The 22512-nt window shown below is 58.3% G+C and carries 19 protein-coding genes and 1 pseudogene; 14 read left to right on the forward strand and 6 right to left on the reverse strand.

What is annotated here, in order from left to right:
• Positions 1–139 precede the first annotated feature (139 nt).
• The 8 genes from AC07W5_RS08015 (at position 140) to ppnP (ending at position 9918) form a co-directional block, all read left to right on the forward strand.
• A complete protein-coding gene (locus tag AC07W5_RS08015) occupies positions 140–1930 on the forward strand; it encodes an acyclic terpene utilization AtuA family protein (RefSeq protein ID WP_494992422.1) in 1791 nt (596 codons plus the stop codon).
• Between the two features lie 12 nt (positions 1931–1942).
• Positions 1943–2812 (forward strand): SDR family oxidoreductase, encoded by an 870-nt coding sequence (locus tag AC07W5_RS08020; protein ID WP_495023151.1) that lies wholly within the window; start codon positions 1943–1945, stop codon positions 2810–2812.
• A gap of 3 nt (positions 2813–2815) precedes the next feature.
• On the forward strand, positions 2816–4432 hold the full coding sequence (locus tag AC07W5_RS08025) for an acyl-CoA carboxylase subunit beta (protein WP_495023152.1): 1617 nt from the start codon (positions 2816–2818) through the stop codon (positions 4430–4432).
• Between the two features lie 146 nt (positions 4433–4578).
• Positions 4579–5736: a citronellyl-CoA dehydrogenase gene (atuD, locus tag AC07W5_RS08030; RefSeq protein ID WP_494992425.1), complete on the forward strand. Its 1158-nt coding sequence runs from the start codon at positions 4579–4581 to the stop codon at positions 5734–5736.
• Complete coding sequence (locus AC07W5_RS08035; protein WP_495023153.1) at positions 5733–6530, forward strand: enoyl-CoA hydratase/isomerase family protein; 798 nt, start codon at positions 5733–5735, stop codon at positions 6528–6530. Before atuD ends, AC07W5_RS08035 begins: the two co-directional genes overlap by 4 nt.
• Before the next feature lie 82 nt (positions 6531–6612).
• Complete coding sequence (locus tag AC07W5_RS08040) at positions 6613–8574, forward strand: acetyl/propionyl/methylcrotonyl-CoA carboxylase subunit alpha (protein ID WP_495023154.1); 1962 nt, start codon at positions 6613–6615, stop codon at positions 8572–8574.
• A 223-nt stretch (positions 8575–8797) separates the two neighbouring features.
• Positions 8798–9340 (forward strand): 3'-5' exonuclease, encoded by a 543-nt coding sequence (locus AC07W5_RS08045; protein ID WP_495010631.1) that lies wholly within the window; start codon positions 8798–8800, stop codon positions 9338–9340.
• Between the two features lie 293 nt (positions 9341–9633).
• Complete coding sequence (gene ppnP / locus AC07W5_RS08050; RefSeq protein WP_258699842.1) at positions 9634–9918, forward strand: pyrimidine/purine nucleoside phosphorylase; 285 nt, start codon at positions 9634–9636, stop codon at positions 9916–9918.
• Between the two features lie 87 nt (positions 9919–10005).
• On the opposite strand, the gene AC07W5_RS08055 is transcribed toward ppnP, so the two are convergent.
• Positions 10006–10812 (reverse strand): MOSC domain-containing protein, encoded by an 807-nt coding sequence (locus AC07W5_RS08055; protein ID WP_494992429.1) that lies wholly within the window; start codon positions 10810–10812, stop codon positions 10006–10008.
• Positions 10813–11037: 225 nt separating this feature from the next.
• Positions 11038–11973 carry a chemotaxis protein CheV gene (locus AC07W5_RS08060; protein ID WP_494992430.1) on the reverse strand — a complete coding sequence of 312 codons (936 nt, stop codon included), beginning with the start codon at positions 11971–11973 and terminating at the stop codon, positions 11038–11040.
• 546 nt (positions 11974–12519) lie between these two features.
• Between AC07W5_RS08060 and AC07W5_RS08065 the strand changes: the two genes are divergently transcribed.
• The gene (locus tag AC07W5_RS08065; RefSeq protein ID WP_494992431.1) at positions 12520–12990 is read left to right on the forward strand and encodes a hypothetical protein; all 471 of its coding nucleotides are present in this window, start codon (positions 12520–12522) and stop codon (positions 12988–12990) included.
• 383 nt (positions 12991–13373) lie between these two features.
• Here AC07W5_RS08065 and AC07W5_RS08070 read toward each other — a convergent pair whose 3' ends face one another.
• Positions 13374–15533 carry a cytochrome-c peroxidase gene (locus tag AC07W5_RS08070; protein WP_495010633.1) on the reverse strand — a complete coding sequence of 720 codons (2160 nt, stop codon included), beginning with the start codon at positions 15531–15533 and terminating at the stop codon, positions 13374–13376.
• Between the two features lie 652 nt (positions 15534–16185).
• Between AC07W5_RS08070 and AC07W5_RS08075 the strand changes: the two genes are divergently transcribed.
• The 3 genes and pseudogenes from AC07W5_RS08075 to AC07W5_RS08085 all read left to right on the forward strand — a co-directional run bounded on the left by AC07W5_RS08075 (position 16186) and on the right by AC07W5_RS08085 (position 18663).
• Entirely contained in the window at positions 16186–17862 is a 1677-nt protein-coding gene (locus tag AC07W5_RS08075; protein WP_495023155.1) for a multiheme c-type cytochrome, read from the forward strand.
• A gap of 2 nt (positions 17863–17864) precedes the next feature.
• Positions 17865–18095 (forward strand): annotated as a pseudogene (locus AC07W5_RS08080) (sensor histidine kinase); the annotation flags it as partial.
• 298 nt (positions 18096–18393) lie between these two features.
• Complete coding sequence (locus tag AC07W5_RS08085; protein WP_495023156.1) at positions 18394–18663, forward strand: hypothetical protein; 270 nt, start codon at positions 18394–18396, stop codon at positions 18661–18663.
• Positions 18664–18726: 63 nt separating this feature from the next.
• Here the strand turns inward: AC07W5_RS08085 and AC07W5_RS08090 are convergent, their stop codons facing one another.
• Both AC07W5_RS08090 and moaB read right to left on the reverse strand, forming a co-directional pair.
• Positions 18727–19914, reverse strand: coding sequence for a molybdopterin molybdotransferase MoeA (locus AC07W5_RS08090; protein ID WP_495023157.1), 1188 nt, complete (start codon positions 19912–19914; stop codon positions 18727–18729).
• A 22-nt stretch (positions 19915–19936) separates the two neighbouring features.
• Positions 19937–20476: a molybdenum cofactor biosynthesis protein B gene (moaB, locus tag AC07W5_RS08095; RefSeq protein WP_489071459.1), complete on the reverse strand. Its 540-nt coding sequence runs from the start codon at positions 20474–20476 to the stop codon at positions 19937–19939.
• 79 nt (positions 20477–20555) lie between these two features.
• Between moaB and mobA the strand changes: the two genes are divergently transcribed.
• Positions 20556–21158 (forward strand): molybdenum cofactor guanylyltransferase MobA, encoded by a 603-nt coding sequence (gene mobA / locus AC07W5_RS08100; RefSeq protein WP_494992437.1) that lies wholly within the window; start codon positions 20556–20558, stop codon positions 21156–21158.
• 75 nt (positions 21159–21233) lie between these two features.
• Positions 21234–21455: a YgdI/YgdR family lipoprotein gene (locus AC07W5_RS08105; protein ID WP_495010637.1), complete on the forward strand. Its 222-nt coding sequence runs from the start codon at positions 21234–21236 to the stop codon at positions 21453–21455.
• Between the two features lie 114 nt (positions 21456–21569).
• Here the strand turns inward: AC07W5_RS08105 and AC07W5_RS08110 are convergent, their stop codons facing one another.
• Positions 21570–22460, reverse strand: a complete 891-nt coding sequence (locus AC07W5_RS08110) for a pseudouridine synthase (RefSeq protein ID WP_495023158.1) — start codon at positions 22458–22460, stop codon at positions 21570–21572.
• Between the last annotated feature and the right edge of the window lie 52 nt (positions 22461–22512).

Here is a 22512-nt window from a genome sequence, read left to right on the forward strand (position 1 = left end):
AAACCGGTAAATCGGAGGTTGCGCGGGCAATTTAAGCTGGCGAGGAACACCAAGCAAGCGCTTGGGGAGAAGATAGTCTCGGCATTTACAAACCAAGCGCTTGCTTGGTAGTCTCGATTCACTTCTGTCGGAGGCTGCCATGAGTAAAACGGTTCGCATCGGTTGCGCCAGCGCGTTCTGGGGCGACACTTCTAGCGCCGCCGGGCAGTTGGTGGAAGGTGGCCGTCTGGACTATCTGGTGTTCGACTATTTGGCTGAAATCACCATGTCGCTATTGGCCGCAGCGCGAATGAAAGATCCCCAGGCCGGTTACGCTACCGATTTCGTCGAAGTCCTCAGCCCGTTACTGGCAGACATTTCCCGGCAAAATATCCGCGTCATCAGTAATGCCGGCGGGATCAATCCGTGCGCCTGCGCCGCAGCCTTGCAAACGGCCTGCGATAAAGCCGGAGTCCAACTGAAGATTGCCGTACTGCTCGGTGACGACCTGCAACCGCAGTTCAAACAGCTGAGCAGTCGCGGTATTCATGAAATGTTCAACGGTGCACCATTGCCTTCGATGTGCGTCTCGACCAATGCCTATCTCGGCGCTCCGGGTATTGTCGAAGCGTTACGTCTGGGGGCGGATATCGTCATCACCGGGCGGGTGGTCGACAGCGCCGTGGTCAGCGCTGCGCTGGTGCATGAGTTCGGCTGGTCCTGGCTGGACTACGACAAGTTGGCCCAAGCCGCACTGGCCGGGCATATCATCGAATGCGGCGCCCACTGCACCGGCGGCAACTTCACCGACTGGCGCGATGTACCGGACTACGAGCACATCGGCTTCCCTATCGTCGAAGTCAGCGCCAACAGCCAGTTCATCGTCAGCAAACCCGAAGGCTCCGGCGGGCTGGTCACGCCGCTGACTGTAGGCGAACAATTGCTCTACGAAATCGGTGACCCACGAGCCTATCTGTTGCCCGATGTGGTCTGCGATTTCACCCAGGTCAAACTCCAGCAACAAGGCAAAAACGTCGTGCAGGTTCACGGCGCAAAAGGCTTGCCGCCCACCGACCAGTACAAAGTCAGCGCCACGTATCCGGATGGCTTTCGCTGTACCGCCAGTTGCCTGATTGCCGGGATCGATGCGGTCGCCAAGGCGCGGCGGGTCAGCCAGGCGATCATCGACAAAACCTCGGAAATGTTCAGCCAGCGCGGGTGGGCACCTTACAGTGAAGTAAATATCGAACTGCTAGGCAGCGAGGCAACCTACGGTCCTCATGGCCAACGCCAGGACAGTCGCGAAGTGGTGATCAAACTGGCGGTGCGTCATCCGAGTAAACAGGCACTGATCCTGTTCTCGCGAGAGATCGCCCAGGCCGCCACCGGCATGGCGCCGGGGTTGACCGGGATAGTCGGCGGGCGGCCAACGGTGTATCCGCTGATCCGGCTGTTCTCGTTCCTGATCGACAAATCCGCCTGCGAGCTCAAAATCAAGGTATCCGGGCAACATCATGTCGGCGCCCTGCCTGAGCTCGCCCACCTCGACTTTGCCGACCTCCCCGTCCCCTTCGAGCCCCCCAAGGCCGAGGGTCGCGCCGACGCCAGCGTGGCGTTGGTCAAGCTGGCGGTCGCACGCTCCGGCGACAAGGGCAATCACAGCAATATCGGGGTTATGGCGCGCAAGCAGGAATACCTGCCCTGGATCGCCGAAGCGCTGACCCCGGAAGTGATCGTCGACTGGATGAGTCACGTCCTCGACCCGGTACACGGACGTGTCGAGCGCTGGTATTTACCAGGGACTCACAGCCTGAATTTTTTACTGGAAAACGCCCTCGGCGGCGGCGGTGTCGCCAGCTTGCGGATCGATCCGCAAGGCAAGGCCTTCGCCCAGCAACTGCTGGAAATCCAGATTCCGGTGCCGCAGAACATCGCGGACCTTGTCAACTAGAGGACTGTCGCCATGGCCTATAACTCCATTTTCAAAGCCGATTTGTTCGCCGGACAAACCATCATTGTCACCGGCGGCGGCAGCGGTATCGGCCGTTGCACCGCCCACGAACTGGCAGCCCTTGGCGCTCTTGTACTGTTGGTCGGACGCAAGGCAGACAAGCTGAAAACCGTCGCGGCGGAAATTCTCGAAGACGGCGGTAAAGCCAGTTACCAGACCTGCGATATCCGTGACGAAGACGCGGTCACCATTCTGATCAGGCAACTTATCAGCAAGCACGGACCGATTCACGGGCTGGTCAACAATGCCGGCGGCCAGTACCCGTCACCGCTGGCATCGATCAATCAGAAGGGCTTCGAAACCATACTGCGGACCAATCTGGTGGGCGGTTTTCTGATGGCCCGGGAAGTGTTCAATCAGTCCATGAGCCAACACGGAGGCGCCATCGTCAATATGATCGCCGACATGTGGGGCGGCATGCCCGGCATGGGCCACTCCGGGGCCGCGCGTTCAGGCATGGACAACCTGACCAAGACCGCCGCCTTCGAGTGGGGTTATGCCGGGGTACGGGTCAATGCCGTGGCACCGGGCTGGGTCGCCTCAAGCAGTATGGACACCTATGAAGGCGCATACAGAGCAGTGATTCCGACCTTGCGCGAACATGTGCCGCTCAAGCGCATCGGCACAGAGTCGGAGGTCAGCGCGGCGATTGTCTTCCTGCTCAGTCCGGCGGCGGCCTTCATCAGCGGCAGCACATTACGCATCGACGGTGCAGCCAGCCTCGGCGGACGTGCATGGCCAATACACAAGGCGAAAAACAGTGAATCCTTCAATGGATTTCACCGTTCTCATTTGCCGGAAGTGCTCAAGGATAAGGAATAACCCATGCCGGTGATTCAATCTCGGCTCGACCCGCACAGCGCGCAGTTCGCGCAGAACCGCGAGGCGATGCTGGTCAGTGTCGCCCAGGTTCGCCAGCTGGAGCAAAACCTGTTGGCCAAGGCAGCCGAGGCCAAACCGAAGTTCGACAAACGCGGGCAGCTGTTACCCCGCGAACGTCTGAACCTGCTGCTTGACCCCGGCGCGCCGTTTCTCGAACTGGCAAGCCTGGCCGGTTACAAGTTGCACGACGACAAGGACGGCAGCCAGGCCGGTGGCGGATTGATCGCCGGGATTGGTTATGTAGCCGGGGTGCGGGTGTTGGTGGTCGCCAACAACAGCGCGATCAAGGGCGGGACCATCTCCCCCAGCGGTCTGAAAAAGTCCCTGCGTCTGCAGCAGGTTGCGATGGAAAACAAACTGCCGATCGTGACGCTGGCGGAAAGCGGCGGTGCCAACCTTAATTACGCAGCGGAGATTTTCGTCGAGGGCGCCCGCAGCTTTGCCAACCAGGCGCGGATGTCGGCCATGGGCCTGCCACAGATCACGGTGGTGCACGGCTCGGCGACAGCTGGCGGCGCATATCAACCAGGGCTGTCGGACTACGTGGTGGTGGTGCGCGGCAAGGCCAAGCTGTTTCTCGCAGGCCCCCCGCTGCTCAAGGCGGCCACCGGCGAAGTGGCCACCGACGAAGAACTGGGTGGCGCCCAGATGCACGCGCAAATCGCCGGCACCGCCGAGTACCTGGCCGAGAGCGATGCCGACGGTCTGCGCATCGCCCGTGAGATTGTCAGCCTGCTGGCGTGGAATGCGCAGTTGCCTGGGCAGTCGGCCAGGACCTGGGCCGAGCCGCTGTACCCGATCGATGAGTTACTCGGCTTGATCCCCGACGATACGAAAAAAACCTACGACGTTCGGGAGATCATCGCCCGGGTGGCGGACGGTTCGAGCTTTCTGGAGTTCAAGGGTGAATTCGATCACCAAACCATTTGCGGACACGTGCAGATCCAGGGCCGACCCTGCGGTTTTATCGGCAACAACGGCCCAATCACGCCTAAAGGTGCGAGCAAGGCCGCGCAGTTTATTCAACTCTGCGATCAGAGCCAGACGCCGCTGCTGTTCTTCCACAACACCACAGGATTCATGGTCGGCACCGAGTCAGAACAACACGGCGTGATCAAACACGGCGCGAAGATGATCCAGGCAGTGGCCAATGCCCGCGTAGCTAAACTGACCATCGTCGTCGGCGGCTCCTACGGCGCCGGCAATTACGCGATGTGTGGCCGCGGCCTGGACCCGCGCTTCATCTTTGCCTGGCCTAACAGCCGTACCGCAGTGATGGGCGGCACCCAGGCCGGCAAGGTGCTGCGCATCGTCACCGAAGCCAGGCAGGTCAAGGATGGCTCGATCACCGACCCGAAGATGCTCGACATGCTCGAACAGGCCGCCGCGCAGAAACTCGACAGCCAGTCCACCGCGCTGTACGGCAGCGCCAACTTGTGGGACGACGGCCTTATCGATCCACGGGATACACGAATTTTGTTGGGTTACTTGTTGGATATTTGCCACGAGGCGCAAGTGCGTCATCTACAACCCAATAGTTTTGGGATCGCGCGCTTTTGATGATCGTTCCCACGCTCCGCGTGGGAATGCAGCCCGTGACGCTCTGCGTCACAAAAGCGGACGCAGAGCGTCCAGAGAGGCGTTACCACGCAGACGGTTCGACGCCTCGACGTGGGAACGATCGGAGCTTGAGGAGAACAATAAAAATGATCTTCACCCGGGAACACGAAGAACTGCGTCGCACGATACGTAATTTTGTCGATCGCCAGATCAATCCTCACGTCGAAGAATGGGAAAAGGCCGGGCGCTTTCCCATTCATGAGATTTTCCGCAAGGCCGGCGAGTTGGGGCTGTTAGGTATTTCCAAGCCGGAAAAATTTGGCGGCATGGGGCTGGACTACGGCTACTCGATCGTCGCCGCCGAAGAGTTCGGCACCATTCATTGCGGCGGTATACCGATGTCCATCGGTGTGCAGACCGACATGTGCACGCCCGCGCTGGCGCGCTTCGGCTCTGATGAACTGCGCGAAGAATTTCTGCGTCCTGCCATCAGCGGCGAATACGTCGGCTGCATCGGAGTCTCCGAAGTCGGCGCCGGCTCCGACGTCGCCGGGCTGAAAACCACCGCCCGCAAAGACGGCGACGACTATGTGATCAACGGCAGCAAGATGTGGATCACCAACTCGCCAAGCGCCGATTTCATCTGCCTGCTGGCCAACACCTCGGACGACAAACCCCACGTCAACAAATCGCTGATCATCGTGCCGATGAACAGCCCCGGCGTCAGCCTCGGCCCGCATCTGGACAAGCTCGGCATGCGCAGTTCGGAAACCGCCCAGGTGTTTTTCGACAATGTGCGCGTGCCGAAGCGTTACCGTATCGGCCATGAAGGCGCAGGGTTCATGATGCAGATGCTGCAGTTTCAGGAAGAACGCCTGTTCGGTGCTGCGAACATGCTCAAGGGCCTGGAATACTGCGTCGACAGCACCATCGAGTACTGCAAGGAGCGCAAGACGTTCGGCAACGCACTGATCGACAACCAGGTGATTCATTTCCGTCTGGCCGAGTTGCAAACCGAAATCGAATGCCTGCGCGCGCTGGTCTATCAGGCCACCGAGCAATACATCAAAGGTCAGGACGTCACGCGCCTCGCCTCCATGGCCAAGCTCAAGGCCGGGCGTCTGGGCCGGGAAGTCAGCGACAGCTGCCTGCAATATTGGGGCGGCATGGGCTTCATGTGGGACAACCCGGTAGCCCGTGCCTATCGCGATGTGCGGCTGGTCTCGATTGGCGGAGGCGCCGACGAAATCATGCTGGGCATCATCTGCAAACTGATGGGCATCCTGCCCGGGAAAAAACCATGAGCCCGCTACCCGCCTGCGAAACGCTGCTGCTGGAGCCCCACAGCGGCGTGTTGCATATCACCTTGAACCGACCTGAAAGCCGCAACGCCATGAGTTTACAAATGGTCGCGGAGCTGCGCGCAGTGCTGGCGGCGGTGCATGATGACCGGCAGATCCGTGCGCTGGTCATTGGCGGCGCCGACGGCCACTTCTCGGCCGGTGGTGATTTGAAAGACATGGCCAACGCCCGCGCCCAAGGGCCGACGGCTTATCGTGAGCTGAACCGCGCCTTCGGCGCCCTGCTGGAAGAGACTGAACAAGCGCCGCAAGTGGTGATCGCCCTGTTACAAGGCGCGGTTCTGGGCGGTGGTTTCGGTCTGGCCTGTGTCAGCGATATCGCGATAGCCGATCATCAAGCGCAATTCGGCATGCCGGAAACCAGCCTTGGTTTGCTGCCGGCGCAAATCGCGCCGTTCGTGGTCAAGCGCATCGGTTTGACCCAGGCTCGCCGGCTGGCCCTGACCGCGGCACGCTTTGACGGCAACGAAGCTGAGCGTCTGGGTCTGGTGCATTTTGTCGAAAACGATCCGCAAGCCCTGGCCGAACGTCTCGACGAGGTGCTTGCGCATGTCTTGTGTTGCGCACCGGGTGCCAATGCCGCAACCAAAGCCCTGCTGCTGGCCAGTGCCGAACAACCTCAGGGGGCATTGCTGGATCAGGCTGCCGATTGGTTCAGCGCTGCCGTGACCGGGCCGGAAGGTATCGAGGGGACCACCGCTTTCCTACAGAAACGCCCACCGGTTTGGGCGCCCTGAAACGGCCTTGTAGGAGCGTCGACCGGCTGCTCCTACAGCGATGACGGCAGCACAAACAACACAGATCCCAAGGAACCGCCCCATGCCCGCCTTGCGCAAAATCCTGATCGCCAATCGCGGTGAAATCGCCTGTCGCATCCAGAGCACGGCCCAGGCGCTGGGTTACCGTACAGTCGCGGTATTCAGTGACGCCGATGCCGACGCACGCCATGTTCGCCTGGCCGACGAAGCGGTGAACATTGGCCCGCCACCCGTGCAGCAGTCCTACCTGAACATCGCCGCCATCATCGACGCGGCACAGCGCAGCGGCGCCGATGCGATCCATCCCGGTTACGGTTTTTTATCGGAAAACGCCGCATTCGCCACGGCCTGCAAACGTGCCGGGATCACCTTTATCGGTCCCGGCCCCGAAGCCATTGATCTGATGGGCAGCAAACGGCTGTCCAAAGTCGCCATGCTCGCCGCGGGCGTGCCGTGCATCGGCGGTTATCAAGGCAAGGAACAGGACGATGCCACCCTGAGTCGCGAAGCCGAACGCATCGGTTATCCATTGATGATCAAGGCCAGTGCCGGTGGTGGCGGGCGCGGCATGCGCCTGGTGCATGAGGCCCGCGAATTGCTGGAGCAAATCCGCACCGCGCGCTCCGAAGCCCTGCACGCATTTGGCAGCGACGAGCTGATTCTGGAACACGCACTGATCGAACCGCGACACGTGGAAATCCAACTGTTCGGCGACCAGCACGGCAACCTGATCTACCTTGGCGAGCGCGATTGCTCGATCCAGCGCCGTCATCAGAAAATCATCGAAGAAGCGCCCTGCCCGGTGATGACCGCCGAGTTGCGCCAGGCCATGGGCGAAGCAGCACTCAAGGCCGGTCGCGCGGTGAACTACGTCGGTGCCGGTACGGTGGAGTTTCTGCTGGATCAGCGCGGGCAGTTTTACTTTCTGGAGATGAACACCCGCTTGCAGGTCGAGCATCCGGTGACTGAACTGATTACCGGCCTGGACCTGGTGGCCTGGCAACTGAACGTCGCCGCCGGACTGCCGCTGCCATTGCGTCAGGAGCAGGTCGAACTCAAGGGCCATGCCATTGAAGTGCGGCTGTACGCCGAAGACCCGGCAGAGGATTTTCTGCCACAGGCAGGTCAGGTCGCGCGCTGGGAACCGGCACTGCAGGACCGCGTGCGCTTCGACCATGGCCTACTCGAGGGCCAGACTATCAGCCCGTTCTATGACCCGCTGCTGGGCAAGATCATCGCCCATGGCGCCACTCGGGAAGAGGCGCGACGCAAGTTACTGCGAGCGGTCGAGGACTGCGTGTTACTGGGCCTGCAGAGCAATCAACGCTTGCTGGCCAATCTGCTTGAACACCCGCAGTTCATTGCCGGTGAGTTCAGTACGGCATTCATTGCCCAGCACTTCGCCGACGACCCCAGCTTGCGCCCGCACACACCAACCTTTGAGGAACTGGCCATCGCCGCCGCGTTGTTCTATCAGCATTCGGCCAGTCTCCATTCAACCGAGCTGGCGGGTTGGCGCAACAGCGCCAGTGTTGCGCAGCATTACCGGATCGGCCTGGATGATGTGCAGTGGCCGCTGGAACTGACCGCTTTGGCTTCCAGACAGTTTCAGGTTCAGCAAGCAGGGAAAACACTCGAACTGAAGTTGCTCGATGGCGACGACCGCTGGGTCAATCTTGAAATCAATGGCATCCGCCGCCGTTACGCCTATCGGCTCGACGCCGGGCACTTGTGGTTGTTCACCCGTCCCGGCAGCCTGCACTTGCGCGATCAAACCCGGGTGCTGGTCGGCAGTCAGGCCTGCGTCAGCTCCGGCACCCTGAAAGCACCAATGGATGGCGCCATCATCGACGTCCTGGTCAGAGAAGGCAGCCAGGTCACTAAAGGCCAGCTACTGCTGGTGCTCGAAGCGATGAAGATGGAGCATCCGCTCAAAGCAGGGATCGACGGGGTGATCAAACGAATACAAGTCAGCCTGGGCGATCAAGTAAAAAACCGACAAATACTACTCGAGGTCATCTAGTGGCCTGTACGGTTGGTTCGTTAGTTCAAATTCGGATGCCAGAAGTCCCTGGCCAAGGCGCTGTGACGAGTCATAGCCCGCTATGGCGAGGAACAGCAACGCAGGATAGGGGCTTGTGGCGCCGAAGTTGACTAACAGAACCAACCACACAGGCCACTAGGCGGATCCGTCGGGTTTGGCTACGCTCAAGCCTCATAAGGACGCGGATATCAGGAAGCCTGCGATGCCTCACTGGCTGGTAATAGACCTTGAAGCGACAACAGATGAAGGAGGCTGGCCTGTGGCCGAGATGGAAATCATCGAAATCGGCGCCACACTGGTGAACCGCGAAGGCCGGGAGCTGGATAGCTTTCAGCGATTCGTGCGCCCGTTGCGTCGGCCACTGCTGACGCCCTTCTGTCGCGAGTTGACGCATATCACCCAGGCCAATATCGACGCCGCCCAGCCCTTGACCGAGGTCTGGCCGCTGTTTGAGCGCTGGCTCGGCCAGCATCAATCGCGTCTCGACGGCTGGGCCAGTTGGGGGGATTACGATCGCAAGCAACTGGAACAGGAATGGCAGCGACTGCAGTTGCACAGTGCGCTGAGCCAGGTGCCCCACATTAACCTCAAGCAGCGCTTTGCCAAGGCCCGTCGACTGGAGCGCCCGCTGGGGCTTAATGGTGCGCTGCAATTGGCCGGGATGCAGTTCAATGGTCAACAGCATCGGGCACTGGAGGATGCACGCAATACCGCACGCCTGTTACCGCTGAGTCTTCCGATCTAAAGCTGAAATACCGCGTCGTAGCAGCTGCCGAGCCTGCGAGGCTGCGTTCGACTGCGAAGCGGTCGTTAAATCAGGCAATGGGTTCCTTCAAGCAAACCGCATACACCGGATTGGCGAGGACTTCGGTCGAGCGCGACCCCGGCTCGAACGCAGCCTCGCAGGCTCGGCAGCTGCTACGATGCGCGTAACACAGCACGCTTATTACCGCTGATTCTTCCGGTCTAGAGGGGTGACGAGCTATTTAGGCTTGTGCATACTGGCCAGCCTTTTTAGCCCATTTCGAGGAATCTCCCATGTTTAAAGTCAACGAGTACTTCGACGGCACCGTCAAGTCGATTGCCTTCGGAACCGCCGAAGGTCCGGCAACTATCGGCGTCATGGCACCGGGCGAATACGAATTCGGCACCAGCCAGCGGGAAATCATGCACGTGGTCTCCGGCGCACTGACCGTCAAACTGCCTGAGAGCAGTGACTGGGAAACTTTCGCCGCTGGCAGCCAGTTCAATGTCCCGGCCAACAGCAAGTTCCAACTGAAAGTCGCAGTCGACACTGCTTACCTGTGCGAATACCGCGGCTAAAACCGATCTGAAACCCGGTTTTTTTTGCGGCGAATACAAAAATGCCCGTATCAAGCGATACGGGCATTTTTCATTCAGGACCGTTCATTATTCGACAATCGTCACCGGCATACCGACTTCAAGCCGGCCATTGCCGTCGTTGACCAGGTTCTGGCCGAACATTGCGCCACCTTCTTGCGCCCGGTATTTTTGAAGCGTGGCCAAGGGCTCACGATCCTCACTGCGCGCACCCGTCTGCGGGTCGATGGTGGTCAGGATGCAGCGCGAGCAAGGCTTGACCACCCGGAACTCGACGTCGCCGATGCGAATCCGCTTCCAGCCATCCTCGGCAAAGGCTTCACTGCCTTCGATCACCAGGTTGGGGCGAAAACGCAGCATTTCCAGCGGGCGGCCGACGCGGCTCGACAAGTCGTCAAGCGAAGCCTGACCGATCAGCAACAGCGGAAAGCCATCGGCAAACGCGACTTGATCGTCGTCTCTACCATAGCCAGCCTGAGTGGTGCGCGCACGCTCGAGCGGCACCTGCACCAGCCGTGTAGGTTTGCCAATGAACTCACTCAGCCAGGCACCCGCCTGATCGCCCGCATCCGGAACCCGCAAGGTGTCGCGCCAGATGGTCACACCGCGCAGTTCAGCGTGGTCGTCGGGTAAAGAGACGTCGATGGGGGAACGGCCTGGAGCACTGAGGGTCAGGCCGCCAGCCGCATTCCACAAGGCCGAGAGCTGGCTCATTTGCGGTACCGCACGCTGGGTCAGGAAATGTCCGCTGGCCTCATCCACCAACATCCAGCGTCGATCCCCGTCCAGCCCCAGTTTATCCAGGGTGATCTGTTGCAACGGTTCGCCCTTGCCGGACTTGAGTGGGTAACGATAAAGCGCGCTGAGACGCAGCATGAGCCAGCTCCCTGTTGGGCCAAAACGCCACCCTATACGAGCTCGATCGCTGAATCAAAGGCAGACTGCGCTGTGCCCCTGTAGGAGCAGCCGATCGACGCTCGATTGGTCCGGGCGGCGTTCCGACGATGGACTCAAGGGCGGCGCGTTTATTCAGCAAGCGCGCGTTATCGTTAACGTCCATCGCGAGCAAGCTCGGCTCCTACAGGTCTGTTTTAGAGGTTCTCAGGCGGGGACTTCGTCCAGCATCAAACGCTGACGGACCACGTCGACCAGTTTGTCCGGCTGGAATTTGGACAAGAAGTTGTCGCAACCAACCTTTTTCACCATCGAATCGTTGAAGCTGCCGGATAACGAGGTGTGAAGTACCACATACAAACCGCGCAGGCGCGGGTCGTTACGGATTTCAGTGGTCAGACGGTAGCCATCCATCTCTGGCATTTCCGCATCGGTGAAGATCATCAGCAGCTTGTCAGTCATGACCACACCGGTGTCGGCCCAGGCCTTGAGCATGTTCAGCGCCTTGAGACCGTCGCTGGCGATGTGCATCTTCACCCCAAGCTGGCCCAGGGTATCGCGCAATTGCGACAAGGCCACCTTGGAATCATCGACCAACAACATTTCGCGACCGCGGGCACGCGCCAGCACTGGGTGATCGAGCTTGTCGCGAGACACCTTGGCGTTGTACGGCACGATTTCGGCCAGTACTTTTTCCACGTCAATGATCTCGACCAGTTGATCGTCGACCTTGCTGATGGCGGTCAGGTAATGCTGGCGACCGGCGCTGGTCGGCGGTGGCAGAATCGCTTCCCAGTTCATGTTGACGATGCGATCGACCCCACCCACCAGGAACGCCTGCACAGAACGGTTGTACTCGGTCACGATGATCGTGCTATCAGGTCCTGGCACCAGAGGTCGCATGCCGATCGCCTGGGACAGATCAATTACCGGCAGTGTCTGGCCGCGCAGATTGACCACGCCGCAAACAAACGGATGGCGCTGAGGCATCAGCGTCAACTTGGGCAACTGCAACACTTCCTGCACCTTGAAGACGTTGATCGCAAAAAGCTGCCGACCGGCCAGACGGAACATGAGAATTTCCAGGCGATTCTCACCCACCAGCTGCGTGCGTTGATCTACCGTGTCGAGAATGCCAGCCATTAATGACTCCTGGGCGTGTTCTGATGAATTCACTAAAGAGAGTTATCGGCGGATTGCGCCGGACCTTGACCCTCAAACAAAATGACATGCAACAACACCGATATCATACTGACATCATGCTCTACTGGCTTCGTCATTCAATCAGCTGCATTTCCCATCACGTGACCTCGGTGTCTACACAAGGTCCCCTTATCTAAGGGAATCCCCTACTGACAATCAGGTCCGACCTGATACTCGCAGTATCAAATAGCCATTAATGTGATGTCATTCTCATAGCATGAATGGAGTCAGGCTTTTGTCAGTGATTACAGGACCGCGGCCAGGCGCCATTTCCCGTTTACTTGCCTGTGCCATTCGGCCCCTACGGCTGGCTATCTCCAGCCAGTTAAAGATTGCCTCTTCAGGCTTGTTGAATGATTCGCCGAGAACAAACACACTGCTTATCTCAGACCAGCAACAATCAGAAATAGACTACAGACACCGCTCAAAAGTCTGCATTAGATTATGGTCATTCGCCCCACCTGACATGATGTTGTGGAGAAAAGCATGCTGAACGGCGGAAAAGAGTGGCCTCAAAGACTTCCCGAGTTTCTCCTCGAAGCTGAATCGCTACTGGCCAAGTCAGAGGAATGCCTGAGTCATCTGCAACTGATCAGCAATGACAAGGACGCCATCGACTGCATGCTGAGTACTCTGCTCAGGCTTGCCAACAAGGCTGATGCACTGGCAATCCAGGCAGTTTCCGAATTCTCGCGGCATATTCATGGTTTGCTAACCCACGCGCGAAACCATATGGACCTGCACGATCAGGCTCTGGATGCCTTGAAAGACTGCTTTACCTTGATGGCCTGGCAACTCGAACTCATCGATCTTAATACCGGCAAGCTCGGTCTGGATGACAGTGAACAAGTCTCTCTGATCAATGCATTTGCCTTCCAGGTGGGGCAGAGTCAGTCTGGCCCGTCATATCATCCCAAGCCGTTTACGCTGGTTTCTCTCGCAGAGCGCCAAGTGTGAGTGCGTAAAAGATCCGGATATTCAGTGTCAAGGGATCGCCCTGCAACTTGAGCATTACCCGGCAATATCGCCATTGAAGACTTCATATCCATGACCGACAAACACAACTGACTGGCTACTCACTTTCTCAGCCGAGTCTTTGGTGAATGCCCGACAAGAACGGCTACCAACGTCCAAAGAATCTTGAAATCCTGACGCTTTGGACCTGTATCCAGAACGCGGCCAACGGTATCTCAGGTGGTATTATGCCGCCCCTTGGATGACTCACGTCCTTAGTTGACTCACTTAATGGCCAAACCCGCTCAAGGTCCACTTGGCGGGTTTTTTTGTTGGCTGACATAACTAGCTTTCGGAGTTGCAGTCGTTCGGACCCTGCATCCAAATCAAGGAAGGTCGTTGTTGAACGGTTGCAAAGGTCCCTGACTGAGTGTGCGACCTTCTGCGCCGACGGGTTTAATCACCACTAGCGCATCTGCCGCCCGCTGGGTCGTTGCCGTGAGATCAGCCGCCTGTGCGGTCACGCTGTTTTCGTCACCCACTGCGCCTTGCGGAATGAACAGCTCCGGATGATCGAATGGAGCTCGTTCCCATGCGACCCGCGGGTCGGTCAACCCGACCTCCATGAATTTGACCAGTGCGTCAATGTCAGTGGAGGACAGGCTCAGGGGTTTTATATCCGGACTGAGGTTCGAGGCGTTGTGCTGATTTACGCTGGGATGGTCGAATCCGCTGGTGTTGTTCGCATCCTGGCCGCGCTGGTCGCCGCCTCGGTTGTAGAACTCCACGACCTGTTGCAGGGTCGCCCGGCTGCCATTGTGGAAATACGGCCCGGTCAAAGCGATGTTGCGCAGCGTCGGTGTCTTGAAGGTCCCATCGACAGAATCGCGGAAGCCGACTTTGGGCGTGAGCGTCGGGTCACAGGGTATCGCCGAGCTCAATGGCACGTCGAATGTGCAAACGTTGACAGTAAAAGGGTCAGGCACTTTTCCGCCTTGCAGCATGGTGTTGTATTCGCGGGTGAAAGACAGCGGGTTACCAAATGGGTCCGTACCGCCAGCCCCCAAGTCCTCCGAAGTCGGGCGCACACCTGTGTTGAAGAAGCCTCTGTCAAGGAGCGTCGTCAGGTTGTCAGCCATCGTAATACGGTTGACGCGCCCACCGGCCAGGAGCCGCAAACTGCTGGCTGCGTTCGTCAATTCCGGTCCAGCATGGCATTTAACGCACTTGCCCTTGCCAGTGAAAATACCCATGCCAGTGACTTGCTGGGCATTCAATGCCTGACGATTACCGTTCAAGTAGTCATCCAGCGGCGCCTGATCAGAGACCAGGGTGGATTCGTACATCTGGATCGCGAGCCCGAAGAAGAGTGGGAAATTGGCCTCTATCTGGCTATACGGCGTGCTGCCTAGCGAAACCTGCTGAGTCGCGTTCCACAGCCGTGGCTGGAAGACCTTCTGGACCATGTCACGGTAGGTGGGTCGATTTGCGCCGGAAAAAGCGCCCAGTACCGAATCGGTTGGTGCGATCTTCTGTTGGGTGAGCAACTGCCTGTCGAGCATGCGTCGGCCGATGTCCGCGAAGGTGCGCCCGCCGCAGGACATTTCGACTGCGCTGCCGGGAGGTCCTACGGCCTGCGAGGCGGCAGAGGCATCGTTGAGTGCTAGCCGCACCTTGGCCGCAATCCCGCTGGCATCGTTGGTGACGAAGATGCCAGCATCAGGATCGCGATTGCCGAACGGCGAGAAGCCATTGAAGACGTTGTTGGCCCGACCATCCCAGAAATTGCGCACGTTGAAGGCGGCGTTGATCACTGTAGGTGCGTTGCGCCCGGTAGTACGACGGACATTGATGGCACCCACATGGAAAATGCCGTCCGGCAGCTGCGTGCAATTGTCGAAACGCGATTGAGACGCCATGATGAACTTGGCGTCGAACACACCTTGTGAGCCGGTCACATCGTCGGTCGAGTAGAGGATCGTCGAATTGTGATCGAGCGGATTAGCCAGCACATGGGTCGGGAAGTCGGCTTTCTTGAGCGTGTAGTTCGGGCCGCCCTTGCCACCGGATTTGGTTGTGAATGAGGCCACGTCGCCAGGAATGCTGGACGCTGCGAACGGCTTGTTGAAGAGCGACGCGACGTTCGCATCGGTGTTACTCAGGCCGGGATTGAGCTGGTTGGTGATCCGGTGATCGACCCCGGCGTGAAAGTGGCAAGTCGCGCAAGCGGTGGAGCCATCGCTGCCGATGTTCATGTCCCAGAAAAGGGCCTTGCCCAATTGGATCGCCGCTGCGCGATTTTGCACGTAGTCAGTCATCAGATCGACCTTGCGTCCGCCCTCGGTTCCCGACGGGTCGGGCGGCGTCATGCCGCGTAGCGACTGCAGTTTGTTTAATGGCAGCTCGGTTGCTGGCTGTGGCGCTGTTACTGGCGCTGGCGCTTTAGCGGCGAGGGCAATCTTGTAGGGCGGACTGACTGCAACCAGTCCGCCTGCGACCGCGCAGGTCAAGCTGATAGTTCGAAGGATGCTCAAGTGTTTCTTCATGATGACATTACTCGATTCAGTTTGGGGTTGCCGAGTTCGGGGACTTTCCTTTTGCGAGATGAATTCCTGGCCAGAAATATTTCTGTTCGCGCGAGTTATCACGTCGACTCGAAGTTGGCTGGCGTGAAGCGTAGTCAAATTAGGCGAAGCGCTATTTTGTATGCTGAATTGAAATGCCCTCCTGTCACAGTGTGGCGGCTACCTAGATTCACTCTAGCTGCAATGGAAAATTTTAGTAGTCAATTTTTTTAAAATCTTGTGTGTCGAGCGAGTCATTCGTTAGTTTAAAATCCTGCCGGGCGGAGATGAGCAGCGACGGGCAGAAAGAGCGGTCACACACTCCCCCAACTTCGGTATACCCCCCCCACTAATGGGTGCCATTACCCAGCAGTATTCGCGTTTTGATGAACCCATCACTTCAGGCTCAAGCCAGTGTTTACGGGGCTTTCAGGCTGTCACGCATATTTCGTCAGAATGCTGGCAGAGTAATTGCTGAGTGAGTTTGTCCCGTTCATGAAAGGTGGAGAGTCGGGGAGTTGTAAGTGCCCCATTGAGTGATTACATATAACCATCGGCATGAATCATGAAGTACCTCTGTCAACTCAATAGACGTGTTGCGGTCACCCTCTGCAATCGTCTTGGGGAAACTTTCATGAACCACCATAAACACACGTTATTGCAGGTAGCGCTGCACTTGTTATTGGCTTTTATTATTCTATGGATGATGTGCGCCGGCTCTTTCGCGGCCTTATTCAAGGTACCGGAGAATGTCAGGCTAAGCATTATCGACTTGAATATTTCGCTGACGGTATTGTTCATGCCGCTTTTCGTGGTGCGTGCAGGTTTGCGCTTTAACCCTATACGCAAACACTCGCCCAGGCACAGACCTTTAGTTCGCCGTTTTTTGTGCTTTCTAGCCGGCCTGCTGACGGTAACGCTGGTTGCGGCCGACGAACCTCAGGGCAATGACAATCAAGGTAATGAAAAGTGGCTGGAGCCGGCACGCTCCAAGCTCATGCATGTGAATGGCGGTATGCCGTTCTTTCCGCATCGGGCCAATACCACTGGCAACCTGGTTTTGAATGTGAAGGACTTCGACAATGCCCAGATATGTGGCGCTTGCCATACGGAGATCTACAAGCAGTGGCGCTCGTCGATGATGTCCCAAGCCTGGGATGAACCCATCTATCGGGCCTTGCTCAAGCGTGCGAGCTCGGCCACCGAGGGCAAGGTCGATAACTTCTGCACCGGCTGCCATACCCCGATCGGTCTCACGACCGGGCAGATCAATTCGGAACTCAACCGCTCCTCGATTGAAGACAGCGCGAAGAATCATCCGATGCCTGGGGTCGATTGCGAGACCTGCCACAACATCAGTGCCCGCACGGGCCTCGATAACGGCGCCTATGTCTTGAGCCCTCGAGCGCACGGTAAACCGACTAAGTTCGGCCCGCGTAAAGACGCCGTTTCGCCCTATCACGACACCGTGTATTCCCCTCTGCACACGCGCTCGGACTTTTGCGCCACCTGCCACAACGTCACGCACCCGTTCAGCAGTGTGGCGGTCGAGCGCACCTATGACGAATGGCAGGAGAGCTCTTACAGCCTTGACGATAAAACCTGCCAGAGCTGCCATATGTCGAGTTTTGCGGGTAAGGCCGCGATCATGGGGCCAGACCGCGAACAGGTCGCCTCACATTGGTTCAGCGGAGCCAACTCTATGGTGCTCAAGCATCTCGGTCAGGAAGAGGGCGCGCAACACTCGCGCGACATGCTCGCGCGCGCAGGGGAAATAAAGTTCCAGCAACTGCCGGCAGCCATCATTCCCGGGCAATACACCTCGGTAGCTGTCAAAGTTGCCAATGTCGGCGCCGGGCACAAGCTGCCGACCGGCTTTCCGGAGGGACGGGAGATGTGGATCGATTTCCGGGTGCTCGATGCCAGTGGTCGCGAGCTCTATCGGCTGGGCTCGATCAAGGACGGTAAGACCGAGGACGACACGCGAAACTTCAAAGTGCACCTGGGCGACAAGGACGGCAAAGAGTTGGACGTCGATGTCTGGAGTGCCACGCAAATTCTCTCGGATAACCGCATTCTGCCCAAGGGCTACGATATTCGGGCGTTCTCCTTCATGGTGCCGACCGACGCCGTCGGGCCGCTCACCTTGACTGCCGAACTGAACTACTGGCCGTTTTCGCAGAAGCTGGCCGACGACCTGCTCGGCAAGGATAAGTTGCAGGTGGAAATCACCCAGATGGCCAAAGTCACGCAGAGCGTCCCCCTGTCGACAAGCCTGCCAGCCGTCGGGCCAGAAACTGCGCACTTTTAGCTGTGCAGTGTCGACCGGGCCCCGATCACCGCGCGTGCTTCGTCTATTTATGCCTTACCGGGGCGCGCGCGGGGCGTTCGACGAAGGTTTGCTGCGCAGCCAGCACCCTTCGCCTGGTGGCACTGAATCTGGCCGCATTGACCAGCGTCTGGGTCCAGCATCGTCACTCGCTGAAATCGATCAAGTTTCAGCCCCAGGAACTGGTCGAGCGTCTGTTGGAAGTTAAGGAAAACTCAGGGCCTGGCACTGTTCATCAGCGACGACGGACGGGGCTTTTCTCCGGCACTGAATCCAGGCCAGGAAGGGCAGCGCGCAATGGCTGGCAGGTCGGAGCGGATCGATCATCAGCCTCGATGACTAACCGATTATTGATCATCCCGACAGCTATCGAATCAAGCCGCCCATCCTCCGGTAAATTTTCTGACAGCACACTGCGAATCGGCTTAATTGACCTGAATGAGGTAATCGAAGAACGTTCGTGAGCCATTGTTTTTCGCGCGAACGACGCCTCACACAAGGAAGTGCATGGACATGAACAATGAGAAGCTCTCAAGGGGCTCAAACCCGAGTATCGATCAGCTGCAGAGGAGCGCGTTACCCAGCGATGTAAACGCCCGCCGCATGGTTGCTCGCCCGGAATATATGCACGACGGTCTCGATAAATCGCCTGGCAACGCTAAATCCATCAAGGGCATGCTCGCCTGCTCGGCTGTAGCAGCAGCGCTGCTGATGCTGATTACTCTTCTGGCCTGGATTTCCAACAGCCGTTTCGGTCAACTTCTGCAAGCGCTGATCCGCTAGCCCGCTCCAGACTATTACTGCGCCCGGCCCTGTTCAGGCCGGGCCCGGTTGAGCCGCCAAGGCTCACCCCAGCACTTCACTCAACGGAATGAAGTTCACCCAGTCGCCCTCAGCCAGCGTGCGCCCCTCCAGCACTTCAACCAATCCCTCGGCCCAGGCCGCACTGCGTAATACCCCGGAGCTCTGATTTTTATAGATGATTGCTCGCCCATGTTCCAGGCGCCCTCGCAGGTACTCTCGACGGTTGCCCGGCTTGGGCCAGACAAACCCTGCTGGCACCTGGAACTGCAACGGCTGCACCTCCACCACCCCCTGTCGGCGCAACAGATAAGGCCGGGCCAACAACGCAAACGTCACCAGGGTCGACGCAGGATTGCCCGGCAAACCGATCACCGGCACGCCTCTAAAGTGTCCAAAAGTCAGCGGTTTTCCGGGTTTGATAGCCAGTTTCCAAAGCGCCAGCTCACCTTCTTCACGCAGGGCGACACCGAGGAAATCCGCTTCTCCCACCGATACACCACCCGTGGAAAGGATCAGGTCAACATCTGCCAACTCAGCGAGTCGATTACGGGTGGTCGGTAGATCATCAGGCAAGATTCCGGCATCAACCACTTCGCAACCCAGGCGCTGCAACCAGCTGCACAGCAGCACGCGATTACTGTTGTAGATCTGCCCTGGCCCAAGCGGTTGTCCTGGTTCGATCAGCTCGTCACCAGTAGACAGCACGGCCACCCGCACCCGGCGAATCACATTCAGCTGCGCGCAGCCCAGGGAAGCAGCCAAACCTTGCTCGATCGGTCCCAGGCGAGTGCCCGCCGACAACACCTGTTCACCGACAGTAGTTTCCTGGCCTTGTGGACGAATATTCTGTCCCGCGCGCAGTGTTTCAGTGAAGCGCACGCATCCATCGGCCAGCACTTCAGCATTTTCCTGCATCTCGACGCAGTCGGCCCCTGCGGGCACGGGAGCGCCCGTGAAGATCCTCGCACAGGTGCCCGGTGCCAACGGCTCTGGTGCCTGACCTGCGAATATCCGCTGGCTGACCGCCAGCGCGTCTCCGTTCCAGTCGGCAAGGCGCAACGCATAGCCATCCATCGCGCTGTTAGGCCAGGGCGGGAGATCCAGGGTCGAATTCAAATCGTCAGCCAAAACCCGGCCTTGAACCTGTGCCAATGGCAGCTGCTCGCACTCGCGAATCGGCGAGGCTTGAGCCATGGCCAGCAAGCGCGCCAACGCGTCTTCGACCGGCATCAAGGCTCCGGTCTTGCCCGGCTTACCCACGGGATTCACAGGGTGCGGCCTGCTTCAGATGCGGGACGAAGTTGCACGGCCGATGCCGCGAGTCCAGTTGCTCTGCGAGGATCCCGTCCCATCCGGTGCGAACTGCATTGGTCGAACCTGGCAGGCAACACACCAGCGTGCCATTGGCCAATCCGGCCAAGGCCCGCGATTGCACGGTTGAAGTGCCAATGTCCGCGACCGAAATCTGCCGGAACAACTCGCCGAAACCATCAACCTGTTTATCGAGCAGGCAACTGACCGCTTCCGGCGTGCTATCGCGGCCAGTAAACCCGGTACCGCCGGTAATCAACACCACCTGCACGACGTCTTCGGCTATCCAGGTCGCGACTTGCGCGCGGATTTTGTAGAGATCATCTTTAAGCAGAACCCGCGCGGCCAGGTTATGGCCAGCGGCGCTCAGACGGTCGACGAAGACCTGTCCGGAAGTATCGGTTTCCAGGGTGCGGGTGTCGCTGACAGTCAACACCGCGATGTTCAACGGTGCAAAAGGTACATCAGCCTTGGCTTTCATAGGCTCGATCCAGTTGTAGGAGAAACAGCCCGGTGTTATATCACAGCGTCCTGTTTCGCTGCCCCTGCGGAGACGCTTCATGAATTCGAATACTCAACTGCCGCCCTGCTCCATTCTCCTCCTGGCGGGCGGGCGCGGGCAACGCATGGGCGGTCAGGACAAGGGTTTGCTGGAGTGGCAGGGCCAGCCATTGATTGCTCATCTGCACCGCAAGACGCGCGGGTTGAGTGATGATCTGATCATCTCCTGCAACCGCAACCAGGATAAATACGCGCCCTTTGCCGACCAATTGGTCCAGGACGACAGCGACGAGTTCCCTGGCCCACTGGCCGGTATTCGCGCAGGGCTGGCGGTTGCTCGACATACTCATCTGCTGGTATTGCCCTGCGACGTACCGCAAATTGATGCCAGTCTGCTGAACGCAATGCGCGAAACCGCCAGTCAGCATCCGGACAAACCGCTGATGCTGCGCCATGGGGAGCACTGGGAACCACTGCTGTGCATTATCCCGACGGCGCTTGCGGCTGCTTTCCAAAGCGCTTGGGATGACGGTGAACGCAGCCCGGGCAGACTCATGCGCAGGCTGGGTGCCAACGCCTTGCAGTGCCCCGAAAACGATCACCGCCTGGCCAATTTGAATACCCCTGAGCTGTTACGCCAGCACAACAGCGTGTCGGATTGACGCTAGCCAAGGAGCTTGCGCGCGTTGTATACGTCTCAAATCAGTAATCAAAAATATTCAATTCGGAGACACCAAATGATTCAACGGACACTCGCCACCCTGATGCTTGCACTGGGTCTCGCCACGCTCGCCGGTTGCGCATCGCCCGCTGTGATCACTCTGAATGACGGCCGTGAAATCCAGTCTGTCGACACACCCAGATTCGATAAGGATTCGGGTTTCTACGAGTTCGAACAGCTTGACGGCAAACACACCCGCATCAACAAAAATCAGGTTCGTACCGTTAAAGACCTGTAAGCCCAACGGCGACTGTCAGATATAGATAAAACCCGCCTTGTGCGGGTTTTATCGTTTTTACGGGGAGAAGTCCCGATTAGCGCCTCAATAACCTGACGCAACCGTTACCGGGAATCACCACTGCAAGGTGATTTCGCTTTCAAAATGACGCCCCTGCCCCGTCAGCGGGTCGATAAAGCGCAAACCTTGAGCCAGCAGCTTCAGCGGGTTCGCATAGTCATCTTCGGCATCCTTGAGAACATCGGGATAGAACGGGTCATTACAAATACCCGCCCCCAACGCACTCATGTGCACCCGCAACTGGTGTTTTTTACCTGTGACGGGAGACAACGCGTAACGCCAAAGCTCACCATTTTTCTCGCTGACCGCGACAGCCGTTTCGGTGTTGCTGACCCCAGGGCCTTCCTGCATGCGGAAGAAGGGTTCGCCATCGACCAATCGGCTTTTGTGAACCAATGGGAATGACAACTCCGGCAAAGCTCGGGCAATAGCCTCGTAGCGTTTCTCGATTTTGCGGGTAGGAAACAACGACTGATAAGCCGAACGGCTCTCGGGATTGGCCGAAAACAACACAAGCCCCGCCGTATGCCGGTCGATTCGATGCAACGGCACCAAATGCGGGTTATCCAGACGACGGATCAGACGTCGCAGCAAGGTCTGTTCAACATACTCACCCGCCGGGGTGACCGGTAGAAAGTGCGGTTTATCCGCTACGACCAGATGCTCATCGGCATAGAGAATCGACTCCAGCACCGGGATCGGTTTTTCGTCAGGCACCTCACGAAAATAATGTATCCGCAGACCTTCCCTGTATGGCAAGCCAACGGTAATCGCTACACCATTGCCGTCCAGAACGCGCCCACGAGCGATCCGGTCCAGCCATTGCTCGCGGCTGATAGCACTAAAGTGTTCACACAGGCACTCGAGCACGGTCGGCCATGAGCCCGGAGGCAGATACAACGTACTCGCTTGATTCTGTGCAGCGTTAAAAGATGGCGTAGACATACAAGGGCTCTGAGCATTAGTGCAGGCAGGCATTATCCAGCAAGGGCGCAAG

This window comes from Pseudomonas sp. GW821-FHT01E05 (assembly GCF_059422425.1).

What these genes read in the sequence shown, in the direction of transcription:
- AC07W5_RS08015 (WP_494992422.1), top strand. Translation starts at nt 140, where the DNA reads ATGAGTAAAACGGTTCGCATCGGTTGCGCCAGCGCGTTCTGGGGCGAC.
- AC07W5_RS08020 (WP_495023151.1), top strand. Translation starts at nt 1,943, where the DNA reads ATGGCCTATAACTCCATTTTCAAAGCCGATTTGTTCGCCGGACAAACC.
- AC07W5_RS08025 (WP_495023152.1), top strand. Translation starts at nt 2,816, where the DNA reads ATGCCGGTGATTCAATCTCGGCTCGACCCGCACAGCGCGCAGTTCGCG.
- atuD (WP_494992425.1), top strand. Translation starts at nt 4,579, where the DNA reads ATGATCTTCACCCGGGAACACGAAGAACTGCGTCGCACGATACGTAAT.
- AC07W5_RS08035 (WP_495023153.1), top strand. Translation starts at nt 5,733, where the DNA reads ATGAGCCCGCTACCCGCCTGCGAAACGCTGCTGCTGGAGCCCCACAGC.
- AC07W5_RS08040 (WP_495023154.1), top strand. Translation starts at nt 6,613, where the DNA reads ATGCCCGCCTTGCGCAAAATCCTGATCGCCAATCGCGGTGAAATCGCC.
- AC07W5_RS08045 (WP_495010631.1), top strand. Translation starts at nt 8,798, where the DNA reads ATGCCTCACTGGCTGGTAATAGACCTTGAAGCGACAACAGATGAAGGA.
- ppnP (WP_258699842.1), top strand. Translation starts at nt 9,634, where the DNA reads ATGTTTAAAGTCAACGAGTACTTCGACGGCACCGTCAAGTCGATTGCC.
- AC07W5_RS08055 (WP_494992429.1), bottom strand. Translation starts at nt 10,812, where the DNA reads ATGCTGCGTCTCAGCGCGCTTTATCGTTACCCACTCAAGTCCGGCAAG.
- AC07W5_RS08060 (WP_494992430.1), bottom strand. Translation starts at nt 11,973, where the DNA reads ATGGCTGGCATTCTCGACACGGTAGATCAACGCACGCAGCTGGTGGGT.
- AC07W5_RS08065 (WP_494992431.1), top strand. Translation starts at nt 12,520, where the DNA reads ATGCTGAACGGCGGAAAAGAGTGGCCTCAAAGACTTCCCGAGTTTCTC.
- AC07W5_RS08070 (WP_495010633.1), bottom strand. Translation starts at nt 15,533, where the DNA reads ATGAAGAAACACTTGAGCATCCTTCGAACTATCAGCTTGACCTGCGCG.
- AC07W5_RS08075 (WP_495023155.1), top strand. Translation starts at nt 16,186, where the DNA reads ATGAACCACCATAAACACACGTTATTGCAGGTAGCGCTGCACTTGTTA.
- AC07W5_RS08085 (WP_495023156.1), top strand. Translation starts at nt 18,394, where the DNA reads ATGAACAATGAGAAGCTCTCAAGGGGCTCAAACCCGAGTATCGATCAG.
- AC07W5_RS08090 (WP_495023157.1), bottom strand. Translation starts at nt 19,914, where the DNA reads ATGCCGGTCGAAGACGCGTTGGCGCGCTTGCTGGCCATGGCTCAAGCC.
- moaB (WP_489071459.1), bottom strand. Translation starts at nt 20,476, where the DNA reads ATGAAAGCCAAGGCTGATGTACCTTTTGCACCGTTGAACATCGCGGTG.
- mobA (WP_494992437.1), top strand. Translation starts at nt 20,556, where the DNA reads ATGAATTCGAATACTCAACTGCCGCCCTGCTCCATTCTCCTCCTGGCG.
- AC07W5_RS08105 (WP_495010637.1), top strand. Translation starts at nt 21,234, where the DNA reads ATGATTCAACGGACACTCGCCACCCTGATGCTTGCACTGGGTCTCGCC.
- AC07W5_RS08110 (WP_495023158.1), bottom strand. Translation starts at nt 22,460, where the DNA reads ATGTCTACGCCATCTTTTAACGCTGCACAGAATCAAGCGAGTACGTTG.